Origin of the sequence: Pseudomonas sp. NPDC088444 (genome assembly GCF_044900175.1) — a bacterium.
Lineage (GTDB): Bacteria > Pseudomonadota > Gammaproteobacteria > Pseudomonadales > Pseudomonadaceae > Aquipseudomonas.
On record NZ_JBJDNK010000001.1, the window covers coordinates 242,199 to 265,133 of the forward strand.

The window sequence follows — 22,935 nt, forward strand, 5'->3', positions numbered from 1 at the left end:
CACCAGCTGTGAACCGTACATGAAATTACTGATCATTGAAGATCAAGCGAAAACCGGCCAATACCTGCGCCAGGGCCTGACCGAGGCGGGGTTCAATACCGAACTCGTCGCCGACGGCACTACCGGCCAGCATCTGGCGCTGACCGGCGATTACGCGCTGCTGATTCTGGACGTCATGCTGCCCGGCCGCGATGGCTGGCAGATTCTGCAAGCGGTACGCAACGCGGGCCTCGACACGCCCGTGTTGTTCCTCACTGCCCGTGACGCCGTGGAAGATCGGGTCCGAGGTTTGGAACTGGGCGCGGACGACTATCTGATCAAGCCGTTCGCCTTCTCCGAACTGTTGGCCCGGGTGCGCAGCCTGTTGCGCCGGGGCAGCAGCGCCAGTCTGGAAACCCACCTGCAATTGGCCGACCTGCGTCTGGACCTGCTACGCCGTCGTGTAGAACGCAACGGCCAGCGCATCGACCTCACGGCCAAAGAGTTTGCCCTGCTGGAACTGATGCTGCGTCGCCAGGGCGAGGTCCTGCCCAAATCGCTGATCGCCTCTCAGGTCTGGGACATGAACTTCGACAGCGACACCAACGTCATCGAAGTGGCGATCCGCCGCTTGCGCCTGAAAGTCGATGATGGCTACCCGAACAAGCTGATCCACACCGTGCGCGGCATGGGCTACGTCCTCGAAGAGCGGAGCCTGTGATGTTCAAGCGGATGTCTCTGGGCAGCCGCCTGGCGCTCTTGTTTGCGGCCTGTACCGCTGTGGTGTCGCTGACCGCTGGTGTGCTGTTCAACCGCGCCAGCGAAGCCCACTTCATGGAGCTGGACCAGCAATTGCTGGAGAGCAAACTGCCCACCCTGCGCGACGCGCTGATGGGCGTCTCCAGTATCGATCAGCTCAATGAGCATCGTCAGGCATTACAGGGGGAACTGGCGCACTCTCCCGACCTCGCCTTGCAGGTGCGCAGTTCGGAGGGCGCGCTCTGGTTCGACAGTATGCCTACTTCGACGCCAGAGATGAGTGGCCACACCGGTCTGCACACTCTGACAGGCAATGGCATTTCCTACCGCTCTTACGTTGTTGCCCTACGCCCGGATCAGCCGGATTCTCCACAACTGACTCTGCTGCTGGACATCACCCACCACCAGCACTTTCTGGAACGCATGCAACACCTGATCTGGCTCACAGTGGGTTTGTCTGCGCTGGCCACTGCGCTGCTTGGGGCCTGGGCCGCCCGCAGCGGCTTGCGACCCTTGCGCGACATGAGCGAGGTCGCAGCCAGCGTATCGGCCAGCTCGCTGACCACCCGCCTGCCCCATCACGAGTTGCCCGCCGAGCTGGCCGAGCTGGGCCTGGCGTTCAACGCCATGCTCGGCCGTCTCGACGACGGGTTTCAACGGTTGTCCGCGTTTTCGGCGGACATCGCCCATGAGCTGCGCACCCCGCTGTCGAATCTGCTGACACACACTCAAGTCACCCTCACCCGCCCTCGCGGTCTGGATGAGTACCGCGAGGCCTTGCTGGGCAATCTTGAAGAGCTGCAAGGCATGGCGCAGATGGTCAACGACATGCTGTATCTGGCCAAAGCCGAGCATGGATTACTGACCCTCAACCGAGAACACTTGCAATTGCACGAAGAAGTTGACGCGTTGCTGGAGTTTTTTCTGCCGCTGGCAGAAGACGCGCAGGTGACATTGGTTCGCGAGGGGCATGCCGTCATGAAGGGCGACCAGCACATGCTACGCCGCGCCCTCTCCAATCTGCTGGACAATGCCTTGCGCTTCACCCCTAAGCAGGGTCGGGTGTCGGTCACTCTGACGTCAGCGGCTCAGACACTCAGTATCCGTATCGAAAACACCGGCAAGACGATTGCGCCCGACGCGTTGCCCAAACTGTTCGACCGGTTCTACCGGGCAGATCCGGCGCGCCATGAGGGTAGCGAGCATGCGGGGTTGGGGCTGGCAATCACGCAATCCATCATCAAGGCCCATGGCGGGACCATTCGCTGCGAATCGCAGGATGGCGTGACGCGCTTCTGGATCGAATTGCCGAACATAAATGACGGGTAATGCACTTCTGTGGGAGTGAGCTTGCTCACGATTGAGGCCATGTACTCAACACAATACAGCGCCTGAAATACCGCTTTCGTGAGCAAGCTCCCCCCACAAGAAAACGAAGTGTCAGCCCTGTAACCGATCACTCATACCGCAACGCCTGCGCAGGCTCGATCTGCGAAGCCCGGTATGCCGGATAGATCGTCGCCAGGAAGCTGAGGATCAGCCCCGCTGCGCAGATCATCACCACGTCGCTGCCTTCCAGTTGCGATGGCAGGTTACTGATGAAATACACGTCCGAGGTAAAGATGTGCTGCCCGGTCACCCGCTCGACCCAGCCCACCAACTGGCTGACATTGATCGCCGCGATCACCCCCAGCACGCCACCGATGAGCGTGCCGATCACCCCGATCACCGAGCCCTGGACCATGAAGATGGTCATGATCTGCCGAGGCGTGGCGCCGATGGTGCGCAGGATCGCGATGTCCGCACCCTTGTCGTTCACCACCATGATCAGGGTCGCGATGATGTTGAACGCCGCGACCGCGACGATCATCAGCAACAAGAGACCAATCATGGTCTTTTCCATCTTCATCGCGCTGAACAGACTGCCTTGGGTGTGGGTCCAGTCATCGGCCTTGTAGTCGGCGCCCAGACCGCCCGCAATCGCCGCTGACACTTGCGGCGCCGCGTACAGGTCCTTCAGCGCCAGCCGCACGCCTTGCACCTGATTCGGCTGCCAGCGCTTGATGGCCGCGGCGTCCGCCACGTTGACCAGCGCCATGGAGCCGTCCAGTTCAGCACCGACCTTGAACACGCCGACCACGGTCAAGCGCTGCAAGCGCGGGGTGATACCGCCCGGATCGTTGCTGATTTCCGGCACGATCAGGGTCAGTTTGTCGCCGACATTAAGGCGGAACCGCCGCGCGGTGATTTCGCCGATCACCACGCCGTACTCACCGGGCTTCAAGTCCTGCAAGCGGCCCTGAACGATGTGCTGAGTGACGATGGAGACCTGGGATTCCAGCGCCGGATCGACGCCGTTGATCTCGATCGGCTGCATCGCGCCCTTGTACGAGAGCATGCCGTCCATCTGCGTGAACGGCACGGCTGCCGTGACTTGTGGATTCTTCAAGGCCGCGTCGGCGGCGGGCTTCCAGTCGTCCAGCGGCTGCACGCCGTCGATCACTGCGTGGGGCACCATGCCGAGCACGCGGGAGCTCATTTCCTTTTGAAAGCCGTTCATCACGGACAGCACGACGATCATCGCCAGGACACCCAGCGCCAGCCCGATCATCGAGGTCATGGAAATGAACGAAATGAAATGGTTGCGGCGTTTGGCCCGGGTGTAGCGCGTGCCGATAAAAATGGATAACGGTCTGAACATTCGTGGAGCACCGTAGCTGAATAGGTACACCCCGACGCCGCTTAACGCAGCGCCAGGTTCAATGCGTCACGCCTCGATGAGGCGGCCTTCTTCCAGACGCCACACGCGGTCCATCTGGCGGGCCAGCGACAGGTCGTGGGTCACCACCAGAAACGCGGTGCGCGACGAAGTGCTGAGTTCCAGCATCAGGTCTTGAATGCCCTGGGCGGTGTGGGAGTCGAGGTTGCCGGTCGGCTCGTCGAGCATGACCAGACCCGGCTGGTTGACCAGCGCGCGGGCAATCGCCACGCGCTGACGTTCGCCACCGGACAGTTCCGCAGGCTTGTGCGCCAGACGGTGCTTGAGGCCAACCCGTTCCAGAAGCGCCGTGGCGCGTTGACGCGCCTCAGGAATCGGCGTTTTGCCGATCAACAGCGGCATGCAGACGTTCTCCAGCGCAGTGAATTCCGGCAGCAAATGGTGGAACTGGTAAACGAAACCCAACGCCCGGTTGCGCAGCAGGCCACGGGCCTTCTCGTTCAGCGCCGACAGTTCTTCGCCTGCCAGCCACACACTGCCTTCAGTCGGGGTATCCAGACCACCGAGCAGGTTGAGCAAGGTACTTTTACCCGACCCTGAACTGCCGACGATGGCCACGCGCTCACCGGGGTGCAGTTCCAGTTGCAGGCCCGACAGCACGACCACGGATTCCGGGCCTTCCTCGTAGGATTTGCCCAGGTTGCGGCAGCTCAATACAGCTTTATCACTCATGCGCGACTCACTCATAACGTAGCGCCTCCGCCGGCTGGGTGCGCGCCGCACGCCAGGCAGGATACAGGGTGGCGAGGAAACTCAGGACCAGCGCCGCGCCGCACACCAGCAGCACGTCTTCGGTCATCAATTGCGATGGCAGATAGTCGATGAAGTAGACATCCGCATTGAGAAACTTGTGGCCGATGAGGCGCTCCAGCGCCGCGATCGCCGCGCTGACGTTGAGTGCTGCGAGAATGCCGACGCCTGCGCCAATGGCCGTGCCGACGACGCCGATGACGGTGCCCTGAACCATGAAGATGCGCATGATCTGGCCCGGCGTTGCGCCCAACGTGCGCAGAATCGCGATGTCACCGCGCTTGTCGTTCACCACCATGACCAACGTGGAAATGATGTTGAACGCCGCTACCGCCACGATCAGCAACAGCAGCAGGCCGATGATGGATTTCTCCATGCCGATGGCCTGATACAGGTTGCCGTGGGTGCGGGTCCAGTCGCGGGAGTAATACTCGTGCTCGCCCAGGTTTTGCGCGATTTCATACGCCGAGCGCGGCGCCTTGAACAAATCGGTGAACTTCAGGCGCAGGCCCTGCACCTGATCCGGCTTCCAGCGGTGCAGACGCGCCAGATCCTGCAGATTGGTGACGCCCAGATAGCCATCCAGTTCACCCGCGCCGACGTGGAAAATCCCGACCACGGTGAAGCGCTTCATGCGCGGAAACATGCCCGCCGGGGTGACGGTGACTTCAGGGGAAACGAACGTGACCTTGTCGCCGATTTTCACCCCCAGCTTGTTGGCCGCCTTGTCACCGATGACCACGCCAAAGCCGCCTGACACCAGATCGTCAAGACTGCCCTGTTTCATGAAGCCATCGATAATCGAAACTTTGCGTTCCTCGACCGGGTCGATGGCATTGAGCAGGATTTTCTGCACGTTGCCGTTGTTGGTCAGAAGGCCCTGCATCTGGGTGAACGGCGCAACCGCCTCCACTTGCGGGTTCTGTTTGACCCGTGTGGCCAGACTTTGCCAGTCGCTGATCGGCTCGCCGGATTCGATGGTGGCGTGAGGCACCATGCCCAGTACGCGAGTGCGCATTTCGTGGTCGAAGCCGTTCATGACCGATAACACGACTATCATCACCACTACGCCAAGGGCGAGACCGATCATCGACGTCAGGGAAATGAAGGAGACAAAATGGTTACGGCGTTTTGCACGGGTGTACCGCGTGCCGATAAATACAAAAAGAGGTCTGAACATGTAAGGGCTTGTTCGGAGGAATGGGAACGTCCTTGTGGCGGGCCTTGGCCTGCGGCTTTACACTCGATTCATTGAGGCGCAATCGAACGCAATCACTCTGACAACCGCTGCTACCATGGGTTCGCCATGCCGACACTAGATGAAGAAGAACGCCGCGAATACTACCGTATCGAGGACAGCGTCGCACTGGAAATTCAACGCATTCCAGCCTCGGGTTCCGTCGACGAACACAGCCACCATGACACCTCCACCCTCTTCGACCTGCTGAGCGAGTTGCACGTCGCCGAATTCGAATCCCAGCATCTGCTGCGTCAACTCGACGACCGTGATCGCACCACCAACAGTTTCTTGCGAGCCATGAGCAAACGCATCGACCTGCTCGGCCAGGTGGTCGCACAAACCGTGCTGGGCAAACTCGGCGCCCCGCAGAAAGTGATCATGTCCGAAGGCGGGCTGCAATTCGAGTCGCATCAGCCCTTCCCTGTCGACACCCTGCTCTCCGTGAAAATGGTGCTGATGCCGCAGGCCTCGGGGATGATGTTGCGGGCCAAAGTCACCCAGTGCCATTCCCGTACCATCGGCGATTTTGAGGTGGGCACCGAGTGGGTCGACCTCAGCGAAGCCCAGCGCCAGCTACTGGCCCGACATATCTTGCAACGACAAGCCGCCCAGAGAAGACTGGCTCGCGAGCAAAGCAACCCCGATACACACTGACTTTCAGCCTTTAGGCGCGTTATCCAAGGAGCACCTGTGACACTGATTTATGGCCACCGCGGCGCCAAAGGCGAAGCACCGGAAAATACCCTGACCAGCTTTCAGGAATGCCTCAAACACGGGGTCAAACGTTGCGAACTGGACCTGCACCTGTCCCGCGACGGCGAACTGATGGTGATCCACGACCCCACCCTCAAACGCACCACGGACCGTCGCGGCAAGGTGGTCGAACACGACGCGGCGGATCTGGTGACCTACGACGCGCGCAAAGGCGGTCCGGGCTGGGTTCAACCATGCCCGATTCCACGTCTGGAAGAGCTGTTCGAGAAGTGCGATTTCGATCACTGGCAACTGGAAGTCAAAAGCGCCTCACGCACCCGCTCGGCGACCACCGTGCTGGCGATCCGTGAAATGGCCCAGCGTCACGGTTTGCTGGACAAAATCACCATCACCTCCAGTTCACGGGAAGTGCTGGGGGCCGCACTGGAACTGACGCCGGACATCTCGAGAGGTCTGGTGGCCGAGTACGCCTGGCTCGACCCGCTCAAAGTCGCGCAAAACTATGGCTGTGAGATTCTGGCGCTGAACTGGACGCTGTGCACGCCGGAACGCCTGAAGAAAGCCCAGAGTCAGGGCCTGCATGTGTCAGTCTGGACCGTCAACGAGCCTGCGCTGATGCGCAGACTCGCCGACTTCGGCGTCGACAGCCTGATTACAGACTTTCCCGGTTTGGCCAGCGCCACCCTCGGGAATTACTGAAATCGGTCTCTCCGGCCGGCTCAGGCCACCGGCCGGAGCCGCTCAAAAAAGCCGGTTGAGGCCGTCGTATGCCGCGACCCGATAGGCTTCGGCCATGGTCGGATAGTTGAACGTGGTGTTGACGAAATACTTGATGGAATTCGCCTCACCCGGCTGGTTCATGATGGCCTGGCCGATGTGCACGATCTCCGACGCCTGGTCACCGAAGCAGTGCACGCCAAGGATTTCCAGGGTTTCACGATGGAACAGGATCTTCAACATGCCCACCGGCTCGTTGGAGATCTGCGCGCGGGCCATGCTCTTGAAGAACGCCTTGCCCACTTCGTACGGAATCTTGGCCTGGGTGAGGTCGTGCTCGTTCTGGCCGATGGAGCTGATTTCCGGGATGGTATAGATGCCGGTCGGCACGTCGTTGACGAAACGCCAGGTGCCGTTGTCCACCGCTTTGCCCGAGGCCGAACGGCCCTGATCATACGCAGCACTGGCCAGGCTTGGCCAGCCGATCACGTCGCCTGCGCCGTAGATGTTCGGCTTGCTGGTGCGGTACTCCTCGTCAACCTCGATCTGACCACGGCCATTGGCCTTGATGCCGACGTTTTCCAGGCCCAGTTTGTCGGTGTTGCCGGTCCGGCCGTTGCACCAGAGCAAGGCGTCCGCCTTGACCTTCTTGCCGGACTTGAGGTGCAGGATCACGCCGTTTTCCAGGCCTTCGACCCGCTCGTATTCCTCGTTGTGGCGCACCATCACGTTGTTGTTGCTGAAGTGGTAACTCAAGCCTTGAGAAATTTCGGCGTCAAGGAAGCTCAGCAACTGATCGCGGTTGTCGATCAGCTCGACGTCCACACCCAGGCCACTGAAGATCGACGCGTATTCACAGCCAATCACGCCCGCACCGTAGATGATCAGTTTGCGCGGGGTGTGGTTGAGGCTGAGGATGGTGTCGCTGTCGTAGATGCGCTTGTGGCTGAAGTCGATGTCCGCCGGGCGATAAGGACGGGAACCGGTGGCAATGATGATCTGGTTGGCGACCAGTTTTTCAACGACACCGGTGTTGCACACCACATCAACGGTGCGCTCATCGGCAAAGCTGCCGGTGCCGAAAAACACGTCAACACGGTTGCGCGCGTAGTAACCGGTGCGCGATGCCACTTGTTTGTTGATGACTTTTTCAGCGCTTTTCAGCACGTCAGGGAAGGAAAACCAACGCGGTTCGCCAATGGCGCGGAACATCGGATTGGTGTTGAACTGGATGATCTGCTTGACCGAGTGACGCAGCGCCTTGGACGGGATCGTGCCCAGGTGGGTGCAGTTGCCGCCGACCTGACGACGGCTGTCGACCATCGCCACCTTGCGCCCAGCCTTGGCCGCGTTCATTGCCGCGCCTTCACCCGCCGGACCTGAACCCAGCACCACTACGTCGTAGTTGTAGACAGCCATGCGTACTCCTCAGAACAGGCCGAGACGCCACGCTGGCGTCTCCGGCTAACTCACGCCGCTACGGACGGCATGAAGAATAAACTCGCGGCGCAGTCTAATCGGCCTGCGCCGCGGTGGACATTAACCCTTGGTCGCGTCGCAGGCGAATAATGCGTGCGTTACGTGACACTCCAACAGCCGGTCGAATGCCGGATTGCTGCGGATAATAATGCCCTTGGTGCTCTGAATCACAATAAAAGCTGCAATTTTGTGGTTTTGTGTCAGGTCCTGCGGTTTTTTTCTCGCAGACATCGCGTTCACATCAGTTCTTTTTCGGCTCGACGACAAGGTCGAGGAACAAGCGCTGGGCCACGTCTTTGCCAATATAACTACGATAGATGCTGACCACGTCCTTGTTATCCCGAGCGGCTTTCACCTGAGCGCTATACCCCATCAATCGCTGGCTCGGCAATTTCAAGTGGGCAGCGGTAAACGCCGCGTTTGGCGCATCTTCGTTGGCGTAATGAAAGTGCGCCCACCACAATACGGTCTGGTCCTTGTTGCGAATGACGTACTCCTGAAGAAAGTCATTGCGTTTCGAGCCGGACATATTCTTGCGCCCTTCGTAACGAGCGATGTCGACTTGCTGCTCGCTGGCGAGATAACTGAGGCGCGTCGCAGTCGGCGATTGCGCTTTGATCATGTTGATACGCAACTTGCGCCCCTCGGCGACAAGCCGGGCCGCAGCGGCGCGCAACTTCCCAGCTTCAAGTGATGCGGGATCCGTCTTCAGCTGATCTTCGGTCAATCCGCTGACGTGAGCGGCGAACTTGTCCGCCAGCTCGTTCAACCTGTCGCCCTGAAGCACCAGAATATTTTCGATGTCTGCAGGCTCATAAGTTTTTAGCGATAGTCGTCGAGCCTCGTTGATATCTGTGTCGACCCGAGCAAGAACGGTGCTGGCTCGACGCTTGAGCTCATCCAGTGTAACTACGCTCTTGGGCCTTTCTGGTTTCGGGGGGCGCACGGTTTCGACTTCGACCCATTCTCCGTTTTCGTGCAAGTGATAGGTCCCGACCACCGTATCGCTCGTGGCTTTAGTGACATCGACCACAACCCCCGGAAAGTCCGTTTCTCCATCCCTCACGCGCCCCACCAAAGTTCGGTGGTTTCGGGTCTTGATGACGCGCTTGCGCGTCTGTTTCACTCGCGGCACATATTCCGTGCGCCGGGGCACCGACTCCGTACTCTCCCGCACCAGGTCCGACAATCGTTTCTCGGCGCGCTCGGTAATCGCCGACAACTCGGCCATGAAGCGGTCCATGAAATGCGCGTCCAGCGTATCGGCCCCACCATCGCGTGCATGATTTGCGACGAGGCTACAACGCTCATACTCACGCAACGAGCTTTCCAACACTTCAATCTGCTCCTGAACGCTGTAGTCGTTGGGCTTTTCCAGCTCCACATGTGAACTGAAGGCGGCATGCAAGGGATCATCGACGCGTAACCTTCTGAACTGATGATCCCCTTCTCCCGACAAAATAACGTCCCGGGTGAAACACAGCTCCAGTAACGACCACATGCGGTCAACGCGCCACGCCAAGTGAGAGACCAGATTGTTTTGCTGCAATTCCAGCGCCTCTTCCCGCCAGTAGCTCTCTCCGACCTTGGGCACGTCCCGAAGCTCCACCCAGACATCCTCCCGCACCTGAGACCACGTCACCGCCCGGTCCTGAAGCTTCACCAGCTCGGAAAAAAGTGCCAGATACGCATCGACATTCGTGACCGTCACATAGCCGCCATCAGAACGCAGCGCCACCAAGGCATCACGCGCCAGCTTTACCGAGTTCGTCAGCAGCAGGGCTTCCAGAAACGCGATGCGCCGACCTATGCCCTGCAAATCCGTCGCTGTGACTTTTTCCCCGAGCCGGTCGGCCGGACGCAGGGTCTGCTGGAGCTGTTTTCGCTCCGCGAACAGCGCCTTGAGCGCATTCAGATCCGTTTCGATCAGGTCGTAGAGTGGCCCCGGGAGTTGCCTGTCCACGTTCCGAGTGGTCAGTTCCCAACCCTCAAATTTCTTGTACAACGCCGCTCTCTGTCGCCCGAGTTCCACATCGCGCGCCATGACCTGCTTTAGCCTGGCGGCATTTTCCAGCGCCATCTGACGGGCATTGCGCGTAGGCCCTCCGCCTTTCAGCCGCAGCGACAGGTCCAGCGCCCAGCCAAGTCTGTCGTGTCTGATGCGAGGCCCCGGCACCCGGACATTCTGTGGATCAAGGATATGAATGTCGCCTTGTACAAAAACAACCTCATACATCCCGCTGTCGAGCCTCACATGCCAGCGATTGTCATGAAGGTAGAGCCCTTCTCGCCCAGACATCGAGGACGGGCCTTCAAAAGCCGATGTCTCCTCCACCTTCATGCGCTCCAACTGGAGAACCTGGTCGCCAGTCAGACGATGACCGAGGTTCGTCCAGGAGAAATCCAGCAGCGGTGTCGACTCAGTGCTGACCGGCTTCACAGAAGTATCGTCTCCGAGCACAGGATCCGACCCATCGGCGGGCTTGAGCCCTCCGACTTCTGAGGTAGCAACAGCGATTCCAGGCTTGAATCCCTGATGCAACAGAATCATGGCCAACGTCAGCAGCAGCGAGCTCCAGGCCTCTGACTTTGCCGCAGACGAACCTTGCTCACCTGCCGCCAGCACTCGCTCAACGCCCGTCATGAGTTGCACCAACCACAGCGCCGTGCCGACGGCACCTGAGAGAAATGGCATGACGGCCTCCAGCGCCAACCACCCGCCCTGCTGAATCATCGCCCAGCGGCTTTCAGCATTGGAAATCGACTCTCGATCCGCAAGATCGATCAATGCCTGGGCGTTCGCGTTGAACAGCGCGCTCATGACGTCCCCCGGAACCGGGCTGACACTCAGTTGTGCAGGTGCAGGCGTCGGGATAGGCGCGAAATCCGATCCTTGACCGAACCGTGCGATATGAGGCTGTTCAAAGCCGCCGTTGGCGTAACGCTCACGACCCTGTTCGGTCATCCAGACGAGCACCTGCTCCTGCAACGTCCCCTCGTCGACGATCGCTTTTCGAAGGGCCGACCATGTCGAATACTCCGTCAACGGTTCGGCTACAAAGGGGCGATACAACACGACGGGGCCCTCCGAGGTATCCGCCGCGCCCACCACAAACATGTTGCAAACCTCATCCGCCTTGGCACCGGCGTGTGCGACCCAGGCCAGCGGACGCAATACGACGTTTTTGGTCGACGAATTTTTATCGACCAGCGCATCGATCAATCGCACGCCCGCTTGCGTCAATTGCCCTTGCCCGCGAATTTTTTGCTCAAGTGCCTTGAGTGGCAACTGCACGCGCAACTGATCGGTGAACAGGATTTTCCGCCGTGCCGCCTGAGCGACGTCGGTCACCAAATAGCGCTCCACGCGCTTGGGATAGGCGTCTCCGACATCAGCACGAACCATCAGAGCTTTCAGATAATCGACCGTCAGCCATGCAGGCAACGGTCCCCCGTCGCGCATCGACAGGGTAATGGTGGCGTTGGGCAAGCTCGAAAGGTTGCCCAACGCGAACGCTGCCACGCTCATACGCTGTGTTTCCTGCACACCACCCACGGCGACCATTTGCCCAGCCGATGACACCGCAGCAGCCACTACCTTGGCGACGTGGACGGTCACATCATCCAGGGTCAGGCCTGTCGCTTCCGGATGATCCTTGAGCATGCCGTCCTGCATTTCCCGCCGCGCAAACTCCAGAATTGGAGGCAAATCATCGTTCCATGCCTCACCCGCAGCATTGTCCGCCACGACCGCCAGCGCAGACAGGCGACGACTGTAATCAAGACGGTCGGCTGACGAGGCGCTGGCCAGCCATTGTGGCAACTGATCCATGCGGGTGACCGTTGCGGCCCCGATCGATGGCTCATCGTCCAGCAACGGAGCAATATCGGTGACCTTGGCCAGATAACGCTCCATTTCCTCGTAGTCTTGGAACGCCAGTGACGACACCCGTTCGATCGCCATCAGCTGTGCGTCCAGAACATGCAGCGCTTTTTGCTCACAGCGCTCGCGCCAGTACGCATCACTCATTTCCGGTCGCCGCAATTTGAGGTTGCGTTGTTCAAACGCATCAATCAGTTGACGGCCAGGGCTCTTTCCCCCCTCAAATTCACGATCCCAAAAACAGGTAATCGCCTGAATGAAAACATCCGGAAGACTGAGCGAAACGCTATCGATGAGAATCGCCAACTGCGCCATATCCACAGCCAGTTCAAGAGGTGGCGTCGCTGCTGGGTCAGCGATCAGCCTGTGCTGCTCCGCGCGCCACTGAAACGTTTTCCCGGTCAGAAAGCTGACCTGCAGCGCCGCCGTCAGCGTCGTACCGCTGGTCTGAGCCAATTCGGTGACCGTCGCGAGATCAGGATCGATCTTCAATTCAGGAAATTGCTTCTCAAGCTCGGTCTTTAACGCGCGGGAAGCTTCGACGGGCAGCGAAGGCCGGTGGGAAAAAACATCAATCAGGTGAAACTTACTATTCATTCTGTCGTCAACTCGCAGGTTTATGCCAAACCTGGCCGATCCGTTGGACGGTCAGGATTCGTTCTGGCGAGTTAACGCAAGATCAGCGCTGCATATGACATAGATAAATATTGCGATCAGCGGTCTAGCCGGGAAAAACAGCGCAGGATGATGAGTGTCTTCTGATTGCCATCCGCCACTTTTACACATATCGTTACAAATCTGCGCAGTTGGAGGCCAAGCTCGGACGGCGCAGGCGAGGACGCACAAATACAACGGATCCCCCAGCTAGACAGCCTAAGTGAGTAATTCCAAATGGCCTCGAACACAGGCAAAGGCAAGGCGATTTTTCGCGTTGTCAGCGGCAACTTCCTTGAAATGTTTGACTTCATGGTCTACGGCTTCTACGCCACGGCCATCGCCAAGGCATTCTTCCCTGCCGACAGTGAATTCGCATCGCTGATGCTTTCACTGGCGACCTTCGGCGCGGGCTTCCTGATGCGCCCGCTGGGTGCCATTTTCCTGGGTGCCTACATCGACCATCACGGCCGCAAGAAAGGTCTGATCATCACCCTGGCGTTGATGGCCATGGGCACATTGCTGATTGCCTTCGTACCGGGTTACGCGACACTGGGCGTCGCCGCACCGCTGCTGGTGCTGATCGGCCGTCTGCTGCAAGGCTTCTCGGCCGGTGTGGAACTGGGCGGCGTGTCGGTTTACCTCGCGGAAATTTCGACCCCGGGCCGCAAGGGCTTCTTCGTCAGTTGGCAGTCCGCCAGCCAACAGGCCGCCGTGGTATTCGCCGGTTTGCTGGGAGTCGGCCTGAACCATTGGCTCACCCCGGAAGACATGAGCCAGTGGGGCTGGCGGGTGCCGTTCCTGGTCGGCTGCATGATCGTTCCGGCGATCTTCATCATCCGCCGCTCGCTGGAAGAAACCCCTGAGTTCGAAGCCCGCGCTCGCAAACACCGCCCAACCATGGGCGAAGTGATGAAGTCCATCGGTTCCAACTTTGGCCTGGTTGTCGCAGGCATGGCTTTGGTGGTCATGACCACCGTGTCGTTCTACCTGATCACGGCGTACACCCCGACGTTCGGCAAGACCGAACTGCACCTGTCTGACCTGGACAGCCTGCTGGTCACCGTCTGCGTAGGCATTTCCAACTTCATCTGGCTGCCGGTGATGGGCGCTGTGTCCGACAAGATCGGTCGCAAACCACTGCTGCTGGCCGCCACCATTCTGGCCATCATTACCGCCTACCCTGCCCTGTCCTGGCTGACGTCCAACCCGAGCTTCGGGAACCTGCTGATGGTCGAGCTGTGGCTGTCGTTCCTGTACGGCTCGTATAACGGTGCGATGGTGGTGTCCCTGACCGAAATCATGCCCGTTGAAGTCCGTACCACCGGCTTCTCCCTGGCTTACAGCCTGGCAACTGCGACCTTCGGTGGCTTCACCCCGGCGGCCTGTACTTACCTGATCCATGAGCTGAACAACAAGGCGGCTCCAGGTATCTGGCTGAGCGGTGCTGCCGTGCTGGGCCTGATCGCCACGCTGGTGCTGTTCCGCAAAGGCAACCAGACGCGTATGGAAGCTGTTGCGGGGTAAAAGCAGCTGCGAGTTGTGAGCAGAAATGAAAACGCCCCGAACAATGTCGGGGCGTTTTCATTTAGCGTCAGCTTACTTCGGGAACGCAGGCGGGTTGACCCCGGCCATATCTTCCATCACACGAACCACCTGGCAGCTGTAACCGAATTCGTTGTCGTACCACACGTACAAGACAACGCGGTTGTCGTTGACGATAGTGGCTTCAGCGTCGACCACACCGGCGTGGCGCGAACCCACGAAGTCGGTGGAGACCACTTCCTGAGAGTTCACGAAGTCGATCTGCTTGTGCAGGTCGGAATACAGCGCAGTCTGGCGCAGGTATTCATTGACTTCTTCACGGGTGGTTTCTGCGCCCAGGTTCAGGTTCAGAATGGCCATCGAGACGTTCGGCGTCGGAACGCGAATCGCGTTGCCGGTCAGCTTGCCTGCCAGTTCAGGCAGTGCCTTGGCAGCAGCGGTGGCCGCACCAGTCTCGGTGATGACCATGTTCAACGCAGCGCTACGGCCACGACGGTCACCCTTGTGGAAGTTGTCGATCAGGTTCTGGTCGTTGGTGTACGAGTGAACCGTTTCAACGTGGCCGTTGACGATGCCGAACTTGTCGTTGATCGCCTTGAGCACCGGCACGATGGCGTTGGTGGTGCAGGACGCCGCCGACACGATCTTGTCATCGGCCGAGATCTGCTGATGGTTGATGCCGTGAACGATGTTCTTCAGCTTGCCTTTGCCCGGTGCGGTCAGCACCACGCGATCGACACCCGGGCACTGCAAGTGCTGGCCGAGACCGTCTGCATCACGCCATACGCCGGTGTTGTCGACCAGCAGGGCGTCCTTGATGCCGTACTGGGTGTAGTCCACCTCGGTCGGGTTCTTGGCGTAGATCACCTGAATCAGGTTGCCATTGGCAGTGATGGTGTTGTTGGCTTCGTCGATGGTGATGGTGCCGTCGAACGGACCGTGCACCGAGTCGCGACGCAGCAGGCTGGCGCGCTTCATCAGGTCGTTTTCCGAGCCTTTGCGCACGACGATGGCACGCAGACGCAGGCCGTCGCCACCACCGGTTTTTTCGATCAGGATACGCGCCAGCAGACGACCGATACGGCCGAAACCGTAGAGAACGACGTCAGTGCCCTTACGGGCGCCGGAATTCTGCTGACCGACGACTTCGGCCATTTCTTCGCGGACAAACTGCTCGGCGGTACGGCCATTGGCCTCAGACTTGTATTTGACGGCCAGCTTGCCCAGGTCCACCGAAGCGGCACCCAGTTTGAGCTCGCTCATCGCTTTGATGAGCGGGAAAGTCTCGTGTACGGACAATTCGGTCGCGTCAGCCTGACGGTGACGGGCAAAGCGGTGAGCCTTGAGAATTGCGATGACTGAACGGTTGATCAGAGTGCGGCCATAGATCGAACTCACCACGTTGTTGTTGCGGTAGAGCTGACCGATAAGCGGGATCATCGCCTCGGCGAGGGCTTCACGATCGATCCATTCACCAAGACACTGGTCGGGCTTCTGAGTCACGGGAACCTTCCACATGTAGGGGCTGAAAAAAGGGACTACATTATGCTCAAGCCTTTGTTTATAAGCAATCCGGAGTTTTGAGATTGCCGGGCACTACATAATTTGGCACCCACAAAGACGTGCACAAAACTGACAGCGGAATCCCGATTTAGTTACAATCCCCGGCTTTGCCGCAACGCCTGGAGCCTTACCTTCCGTGCCCGTTCTGCGCCTACCGATTCTTCCTGCCGCCAGCGGCAAACAACAGTGGGGCAACCTGCCCGGCGCCGCCCAAAGCCTGGCTATTGCCGAGGCCGCGAGCGCTGCGAAACGCTTCACCCTGCTCCTGACCGCCGACAGCCAGAGCGCCGAGCGGCTGGAACAGGAACTGAAGTTCTTCGCCCCCGATTTGCCGGTGCTGCATTTCCCTGACTGGGAAACCCTGCCCTACGATCTTTTCTCGCCCCATCAAGACATCATTTCCCAGCGCATCGCCAGCCTTTACCGCTTGCCGGAGCTGGAACACGGCGTATTGGTCGTGCCGATCACCACCGCGCTGCATCGCCTGGCGCCGACCAGATTCCTGCTCGGCAGCAGCCTGGTGCTCGACGTCGGCCAGAAGCTCGATGTTGAAGTGATGCGCACACGGCTTGAAGCCAGCGGTTATCGCTACGTCGACACGGTCTACGAACACGGCGAGTTCACAGTGCGTGGCGCGCTGATCGATCTGTTTCCGATGGGCAGCAAACTGCCTTACCGGATCGACCTGTTCGACGACGAGATCGAAACCCTGCGCACCTTCGAGCCGGACACCCAACGATCGATCGACAAGGTCGATTCGGTGCGTTTGCTGCCCGCCAAGGAATTCCCGCTGCAGAAAGAGGCCGTGGTGCGTTTCAAGGCCCGCTTCCGCGAGCGCTTTGACGTGGATTTCCGACGCAGCCCGATCTTTCAGGACCTGAACAGCGGCATCACCCCCGCGGGCATCGAGTACTACATCCCGCTGTTCTTCGAAGAAACGTCCACGCTGTTCGACTACCTGCCCCAAGACACCCAGGTGTTCTCGCTGCCGGGCATCGAAGCGGCGGCGGAAACCTTCTGGAAGGACGTGCGCAATCGCTACGAAGAGCGCCGCATCGACCCGGACCGCCCTCTGCTGCCGCCTGATGAGCTGTTCCTGCCGGTGGAAGACTGCTTTGCCCGCCTGAAAAGCTGGCCTCGGGTCGTGGCCAGTCAGGATGACCTCGAAACCGGCGTGGGCCGCGAGCGTTTCCCGGCACAGGCGCTGCCGAACCTGGCCATCGAGGCAAAGGCCAATCAGCCGTTGGCGGCCCTGTCGGGTTTCCTCGACGCCTTCACCGGTCGTGTGCTGTTCACCGCCGAGTCCGCCGGTCGCCGTGAAGTGCTGCTCGAATTGCTCGACCGCCTGAAACTGCGCCCGAAGACCGTGGACAGTTGGCAGGAGTTCGTCGACAGCAAGGAGCGCCTGGCGATCACCATCGCGCCACTGGACGAAGGTCTGGTGCTTGAGCAACCGGCATTGGCGCTGATCGCCGAAAGCCCGTTGTTCGGCCAGCGCGTCATGCAGCGTCGCCGTCGCGAAAAACGCATGGACGGCCACGCCAACGACGCCGTGATCAAGAACCTGGCCGAGCTGCGCGAAGGCGCGCCCGTGGTGCACATCGATCACGGCGTCGGGCGCTACCTGGGGCTGGCCACACTGGAAGTGGAAAACCAGGTCGCCGAATTCCTCATGCTGGCCTATGCCGACGAGGCCAAGCTGTATGTTCCGGTCGCCAACCTGCACCTGATCGCGCGCTACACCGGCAGCGACGACGAGTTGGCCCCATTGCATCGACTCGGCTCCGAAGCCTGGCAGAAAGCCAAGCGAAAGGCCGCCGAACAAGTACGCGACGTCGCAGCCGAACTGCTCGACATCTACGCTCGCCGCGCCGCGCGCGAGGGCTATGCGTTCGCCGATCCGAAGCTGGACTACGAGACCTTCAGCGCCGGCTTCCCGTTCGAAGAAACCCCGGACCAGCAAACCACCATCGAGGCGGTGCGCGCCGACATGCTCGCGCCCAAGCCGATGGACCGGCTGGTCTGCGGCGACGTAGGGTTCGGCAAGACCGAAGTGGCCATGCGCGCGGCGTTCATTGCCGTTCATGGCGGCAAGCAGGTAGCGATTCTGGTGCCCACCACCCTGCTCGCGCAGCAGCACTACAACAGCTTCCGCGACCGCTTCGCCGACTGGCCGGTGAAGGTCGAGGTGATGAGCCGCTTCAAGTCCACCAAGGAAGTGAACGCCGCAGTCGCCGAACTGGCCGAGGGCAAGATCGACATCGTCATCGGCACCCACAAGCTGTTGCAGGACGACGTCAAGATCAAGAATCTGGGCCTGGTGATCATCGATGAAGAGCACCGTTTCGGTGTACGCCAGAAAGAACAGCTCAAGGCGCTGCGCAGCGAAGTCGACATCCTGACCCTGACCGCCACGCCGATCCCGCGCACCCTGAACATGGCCGTGGCGGGCATGCGCGACCTGTCGATCATCGCCACCCCGCCCGCCCGTCGCCTGTCGGTGCGCACTTTTGTGATGGAGCAGAACAAACCCACCGTCAAAGAAGCGCTGCTGCGTGAGCTGCTGCGTGGCGGTCAGGTGTATTACCTGCACAACGACGTGAAGACCATCGAGAAGTGTGCCGCCGACCTCGCCGAACTGGTGCCCGAGGCGCGCATCGGCATCGGCCACGGGCAGATGAACGAGCGCGAACTCGAACAGGTGATGAGCGATTTCTACCACAAGCGCTTCAACGTGCTGATCGCCTCGACCATCATCGAAACCGGCATCGACGTGCCGAGCGCCAACACCATCATCATCGAGCGTGCCGACAAGTTCGGTCTGGCCCAACTACACCAGTTGCGCGGCCGCGTCGGGCGCAGTCACCACCAGGCCTACGCCTACCTGCTGACGCCACCACGCAAGCAGATCACCCCGGATGCCGAAAAGCGCCTGGAGGCCATCGCCAATACCCAGGACCTCGGCGCGGGCTTCGTGCTGGCCACCAACGACCTGGAAATCCGTGGCGCGGGCGAACTGCTGGGCGAAGGCCAGAGCGGTCAGATTCAGGCCGTGGGTTTCACGCTGTACATGGAAATGCTCGAACGTGCGGTGAAGTCGATCCGCAAGGGCGAGCAACCGAATCTGGAGCAGCCCTTGGGCGGCGGGCCGGAAATCAACCTGCGGGTGCCGGGACTGATTCCCGAAGACTACCTGCCGGATGTCCACGCACGGCTGATCCTCTACAAGCGCATCGCCAACGCCGCCGACGAAGAGGGGCTGAAGGATCTGCAAGTCGAGATGATCGACCGCTTCGGCCTGCTGCCCGAACCGACCAAGAATCTGGTGCGCATGACGCTGCTCAAACTCAAGGCCGAGCAACTGGGCATCAAGAAGATCGATGCCGGGCCGCAGGGTGGACGAATCGAATTCGGCGCCGATACTCCAGTGGAACCGTTGACGCTGATCAAGCTGATTCAGGGCCAACCCAAGCGTTACAAATTCGAAGGCGCTACGTTGTTCAAATTCATGGTACCCATGGAGCGTCCCGAAGAGCGTTTCAATCACCTTGAAGCGCTGCTCGAACGCCTGACGCCGCTGCCCTCTACACAATCGTCTTAAGGATCCTCCATGCGTGTGTTTCGCTCGCTCACCCTGCTGCTGGTGCTGATTGCGCCTGCAGCGTTTGCCGATGGCACGTATTCGGTGGAATTGATCCTGTTCCGCCAGAACGGCGAACCGGCCGCCACCAATCAGGCCGCCCCCGAAGACTGGGCCGCGGGTGCGCAGACGCTGGGGGCAGACAACCAGACGTCGACGACGCTGGATACTCTGGTCAGCAAGCTGGAGTCCAGCGAAGGCTACAAAGTGTTGCTGCACCGGGCCTGGCAGCAGGACCTCAGCCCCACCCCGAGCAAAGTCGCAATCAGCAGCGGCCAGAAGCAATTCGGCCACTTCCCCATCGAAGGCACCGTGAGCCTGGGTCTGGCGCGCTTTACCGACATCGACGCCAATTTCTGGGTCAATCAACTGGACGATCACGGCGTGCTGGTAACCAGCGAGCGCATGCGACAGGCCACACGGGTCAGAAATGGCGAATTGACTTACATGGATAACGGAAGCCTTGCGATGTTGATCAAGGTCTCTCCGCTTCAAGCACCGCGTTAACGAAGGGCAAGACGTGTCATCGCTACTGGAAAAAGCCCTCTCCCTGCCATGGGAACCGTTGTTCAAGGAACAAAGCGTACAGCGCGGGTATATCTATGCCCGCGAACATCGCATTCGCGTCGTACAACTGGCCCCCGATCTGGTCCGCACCTCATGCCGAGGCTCAGGCGATGAGGTTTATACCCAGACGTTGCAGTTCAAGGACCCTGATCGCACGCGCAACTTCATCGTCGGCATTTGCACCTGCCCGGTCAGAAACAACTGCAAGCACTGTGCGGCGGCGCTGTTCTATCTGGATCATCCGGAGAACAAGGAAGGCATTCTGGCCGCCGTCAACCAAGGGCTTCCTCCTCCCGTACAGGTTGAAGTGGTCAAACCCAAGCCTCGCGAACGCATCGAGAAAAAAATCAAACCCAAGCCTCGCCTGACATTGGCCAGCTTCGAATTCAGCGCCTACGAGCCACGCAATGGCAAAATGCAGCGGCATATCCAGCACCGTGCTGCACTGGCCTTCCGTTATCGCGAGCTGTATGCCTCCGGCATTCCGGCGCCAGGCCGTCCCAGCGATTTGCTCTGGCACCTGAAGGAAGAAACCCTGCGCCTGCGCCGCCACCTGGACATCGAGGCGCAGTTTCGCAAACAACTGCAAGAACTGGGCTTTCGCATCGCCACGCGTCAAAGCAAGGCGCTGCCCGACAGTGCCGGTGAAATGTTCGAACTGCCCAACGACAAGGCCTGGCTGAGCTTCATGCTCGACGAATTGCCCAAGCTGAGGGACCAAGGCTGGGAAATCGAGATGAACGCCGACTTCGGGTTCGACGTGACGCCGGTTGACGACTGGTACGCGGTGGTCGACGAACAGCCGGAGCGCGACTGGTTCGATCTGGAACTGGGCATCATCGTCAATGGCGAGCGCCTGAGCCTGCTGCCGATTCTGGTCAACCTGCTGCGCACGCACCCGGAATTGATGAGCCTTGAAGGCATCGCCAAGCGCCACGATGACGAACAGTTGCTGGTGCAGCTCAATCACTTCACCCAGCGTGGCGGCGGCCCGATTCAGGTCGCCCTGCCCTACGGACGCCTGCGGCCTGTACTGGCGACGTTGGGCGACTTCTACTGGCGCGAGGACGGTAACTACTCCATTCGGGTAAAAACCGCCGATGCCGGGCGCCTCACCCACCTGGATGACTTGCCACTGGTGTGGCAGGGCGGCGACCGTTTGCGTCAGTTCGCCGAGCGGCTGGTGAACATCAAGAACACCACCGTCACGGTGCCCAAAGGCCTGAACGCCAAGCTGCGCCCCTATCAGCTCGAAGGGTTGAGCTGGATGCAGGCGCTGCGCGAGCTGGAAGTCGGCGGCGTGCTGGCCGATGACATGGGGCTGGGCAAAACCCTGCAGACCCTCGCTCATTTGTTGAAAGAAAAGCAGGCCGGTCGCCTGACGTCCCCGGCGCTGGCGGTCATGCCCACCAGCCTGATTCCCAATTGGGCGGATGAGGCGAAACATTTCACGCCACAGCTCAAGGTGCTGGCCCTGTATGGCGCCAATCGACACACGGACTTCACGCACCTGACCGACTACGACCTGATTCTGACCACCTACGCGTTGCTGCCCCGTGACGTGGAAACGCTCAGCAAGCAGGTGTTCCATGTGCTGGTGCTGGATGAAGCGCAGTACATCAAGAACCCGAGCAGCAAGGCGGCCCAGGCCGCGCGCCAGTTGAACGCACGCCAGCGCCTGTGCCTGAGTGGTACGCCGCTGGAAAACCACCTGGGCGAACTGTGGTCACTGTTCCACTTCCTGATGCCCGGCTGGCTGGGCGACGCCAAGCAATTCGGCAGCAACTATCGCACCCCCATCGAGCGGCTGGGCGACGAGACTCGCTTGCAGCACCTGAACGCGCGGATCAAACCGTTTCTGCTGAGGCGTACCAAAGAACAGGTCGCCACCGAGTTGCCACCCAAGACCGAAATCGTGCACTGGGTCGAACTCAACGACGCCCAACGGGACGTCTACGAAACCATGCGTCTGGCGATGGACAAGAAAGTCCGCGATGAAATCACCACGAGGGGCGTGGCGCGCAGCCAGATCATCATCCTCGAAGCCCTGCTCAAGCTGCGGCAGGTGTGCTGCGACCTGCGCCTGGTCAAGAGCGCCCCGGCCTCGGGCAAACATTCAAGCTCGGCCAAGCTGGAAAGCCTGATGGACATGGTCGAGGAACTGTTGGCAGAGAACCGCAAGATCCTGTTGTTCTCGCAGTTCACATCGATGCTGGAGTTGATTGAGATAGAACTGGCGCAGCGTGGCATCGAATACGCGCTGCTCACCGGGCAGACGCGGGACCGGCGTACCCCGGTGCAGGAGTTCCAGAGCGGCAAACGCTCGATCTTCCTGATCAGCCTCAAGGCGGGCGGCACGGGCCTCAACCTCACGGCGGCCGACACCGTGATCCACTACGACCCGTGGTGGAACCCTGCGGCCGAAAACCAGGCCACCGACCGCGCCTATCGCATCGGCCAGGAAAAACCGGTGTTCGTCTACAAGATGATCGCCCGTGGCACAGTGGAAGAGAAAATCCAGCACTTGCAGGATGAAAAGTCGGCACTGGCGTCGGGGGTGCTGGACGGGCGCAAGGCGGGGGACTGGAAGCTGCAGGACGAAGACATCGAAGCGCTGTTCGCTCCACTGCCAGCGCCGCCGAAGAAGGGCAAGCGCTGAGCCGTGC

At 60.1% G+C, this 22,935-nt stretch carries 13 protein-coding genes and 1 pseudogene; 8 read left to right on the top strand and 6 right to left on the bottom strand.

The features are described 5' to 3' along the window. Nucleotides 1-19: 19 nt before the first annotated feature. Together ACI2KB_RS01355 and ACI2KB_RS01360 are read left to right on the top strand one after the other, a co-directional pair. Nucleotides 20-700 carry a heavy metal response regulator transcription factor gene (locus tag ACI2KB_RS01355; protein ID WP_404630643.1) on the top strand — a complete coding sequence of 227 codons (681 nt, stop codon included), beginning with the start codon at nucleotides 20-22 and terminating at the stop codon, nucleotides 698-700. Next, complete coding sequence (locus ACI2KB_RS01360) at nucleotides 700-2,067, top strand: heavy metal sensor histidine kinase (protein ID WP_404630645.1); 1,368 nt, start codon at nucleotides 700-702, stop codon at nucleotides 2,065-2,067. The genes ACI2KB_RS01355 and ACI2KB_RS01360 overlap by 1 nt, the downstream gene beginning before the upstream one ends. A 127-nt stretch (nucleotides 2,068-2,194) precedes the next feature. Here the strand turns inward: ACI2KB_RS01360 and ACI2KB_RS01365 are convergent, their stop codons facing one another. The 3 genes from ACI2KB_RS01365 to ACI2KB_RS01375 form a co-directional block, all read right to left on the bottom strand. Further along, entirely contained in the window at nucleotides 2,195-3,439 is a 1,245-nt protein-coding gene (locus tag ACI2KB_RS01365; protein WP_404630647.1) for a lipoprotein-releasing ABC transporter permease subunit, read from the bottom strand. 66 nt (nucleotides 3,440-3,505) lie between these two features. Then, entirely contained in the window at nucleotides 3,506-4,189 is a 684-nt protein-coding gene (gene lolD, locus ACI2KB_RS01370; protein ID WP_404630649.1) for a lipoprotein-releasing ABC transporter ATP-binding protein LolD, read from the bottom strand. 7 nt (nucleotides 4,190-4,196) lie between these two features. Further along, nucleotides 4,197-5,447, bottom strand: a complete 1,251-nt coding sequence (locus tag ACI2KB_RS01375; protein ID WP_404630651.1) for a lipoprotein-releasing ABC transporter permease subunit — start codon at nucleotides 5,445-5,447, stop codon at nucleotides 4,197-4,199. Nucleotides 5,448-5,573: 126 nt separating this feature from the next. Here ACI2KB_RS01375 and ACI2KB_RS01380 point away from each other — a divergent pair, with 126 nt between their 5' ends. Then, nucleotides 5,574-6,161: a PilZ domain-containing protein gene (locus ACI2KB_RS01380; RefSeq protein ID WP_404630653.1), complete on the top strand. Its 588-nt coding sequence runs from the start codon at nucleotides 5,574-5,576 to the stop codon at nucleotides 6,159-6,161. A 36-nt stretch (nucleotides 6,162-6,197) separates the two neighbouring features. Then, on the top strand, nucleotides 6,198-6,920 hold the full coding sequence (locus ACI2KB_RS01385) for a glycerophosphodiester phosphodiesterase (protein WP_404630655.1): 723 nt from the start codon (nucleotides 6,198-6,200) through the stop codon (nucleotides 6,918-6,920). A gap of 42 nt (nucleotides 6,921-6,962) precedes the next feature. Here ACI2KB_RS01385 and sthA read toward each other — a convergent pair whose 3' ends face one another. Next, on the bottom strand, nucleotides 6,963-8,357 hold the full coding sequence (gene sthA, locus ACI2KB_RS01390; RefSeq protein WP_404630657.1) for a Si-specific NAD(P)(+) transhydrogenase: 1,395 nt from the start codon (nucleotides 8,355-8,357) through the stop codon (nucleotides 6,963-6,965). Nucleotides 8,358-8,658: 301 nt separating this feature from the next. Further along, nucleotides 8,659-12,897 carry a dermonecrotic toxin domain-containing protein gene (locus ACI2KB_RS01395; protein WP_404630659.1) on the bottom strand — a complete coding sequence of 1,413 codons (4,239 nt, stop codon included), beginning with the start codon at nucleotides 12,895-12,897 and terminating at the stop codon, nucleotides 8,659-8,661. 294 nt (nucleotides 12,898-13,191) lie between these two features. Between ACI2KB_RS01395 and ACI2KB_RS01400 the strand changes: the two genes are divergently transcribed. Beyond that, entirely contained in the window at nucleotides 13,192-14,481 is a 1,290-nt protein-coding gene (locus tag ACI2KB_RS01400) for an MFS transporter (RefSeq protein ID WP_404630661.1), read from the top strand. Between the two features lie 72 nt (nucleotides 14,482-14,553). Here ACI2KB_RS01400 and ACI2KB_RS01405 read toward each other — a convergent pair whose 3' ends face one another. Continuing rightward, nucleotides 14,554-16,017 carry a glyceraldehyde-3-phosphate dehydrogenase gene (locus tag ACI2KB_RS01405; RefSeq protein ID WP_404630663.1) on the bottom strand — a complete coding sequence of 488 codons (1,464 nt, stop codon included), beginning with the start codon at nucleotides 16,015-16,017 and terminating at the stop codon, nucleotides 14,554-14,556. Nucleotides 16,018-16,198: 181 nt separating this feature from the next. Between ACI2KB_RS01405 and mfd the strand changes: the two genes are divergently transcribed. The 3 genes and pseudogenes from mfd to ACI2KB_RS01420 form a co-directional block, all read left to right on the top strand. Further along, nucleotides 16,199-19,663, top strand: a complete 3,465-nt coding sequence (gene mfd, locus ACI2KB_RS01410) for a transcription-repair coupling factor (RefSeq protein ID WP_404630665.1) — start codon at nucleotides 16,199-16,201, stop codon at nucleotides 19,661-19,663. Nucleotides 19,664-19,672: 9 nt separating this feature from the next. Further along, nucleotides 19,673-20,209: a CsiV family protein gene (locus ACI2KB_RS01415; protein WP_404630667.1), complete on the top strand. Its 537-nt coding sequence runs from the start codon at nucleotides 19,673-19,675 to the stop codon at nucleotides 20,207-20,209. Between the two features lie 583 nt (nucleotides 20,210-20,792). Continuing rightward, a pseudogene (locus ACI2KB_RS01420) lies at nucleotides 20,793-22,928 on the top strand (DEAD/DEAH box helicase); the annotation flags it as partial. Nucleotides 22,929-22,935 lie beyond the last annotated feature (7 nt).

Coding starts and splice junctions, on each gene's coding strand:
- ACI2KB_RS01355 (WP_404630643.1), top strand. CDS start 20: ATGAAATTACTGATCATTGAAGATCAAGCGAAAACCGGCCAATACCTG.
- ACI2KB_RS01360 (WP_404630645.1), top strand. CDS start 700: ATGTTCAAGCGGATGTCTCTGGGCAGCCGCCTGGCGCTCTTGTTTGCG.
- ACI2KB_RS01365 (WP_404630647.1), bottom strand. CDS start 3,439: ATGTTCAGACCGTTATCCATTTTTATCGGCACGCGCTACACCCGGGCC.
- lolD (WP_404630649.1), bottom strand. CDS start 4,189: ATGAGTGATAAAGCTGTATTGAGCTGCCGCAACCTGGGCAAATCCTAC.
- ACI2KB_RS01375 (WP_404630651.1), bottom strand. CDS start 5,447: ATGTTCAGACCTCTTTTTGTATTTATCGGCACGCGGTACACCCGTGCA.
- ACI2KB_RS01380 (WP_404630653.1), top strand. CDS start 5,574: ATGCCGACACTAGATGAAGAAGAACGCCGCGAATACTACCGTATCGAG.
- sthA (WP_404630657.1), bottom strand. CDS start 8,357: ATGGCTGTCTACAACTACGACGTAGTGGTGCTGGGTTCAGGTCCGGCG.
- ACI2KB_RS01395 (WP_404630659.1), bottom strand. CDS start 12,897: ATGAATAGTAAGTTTCACCTGATTGATGTTTTTTCCCACCGGCCTTCG.
- ACI2KB_RS01400 (WP_404630661.1), top strand. CDS start 13,192: ATGGCCTCGAACACAGGCAAAGGCAAGGCGATTTTTCGCGTTGTCAGC.
- ACI2KB_RS01405 (WP_404630663.1), bottom strand. CDS start 16,017: ATGTGGAAGGTTCCCGTGACTCAGAAGCCCGACCAGTGTCTTGGTGAA.
- ACI2KB_RS01415 (WP_404630667.1), top strand. CDS start 19,673: ATGCGTGTGTTTCGCTCGCTCACCCTGCTGCTGGTGCTGATTGCGCCT.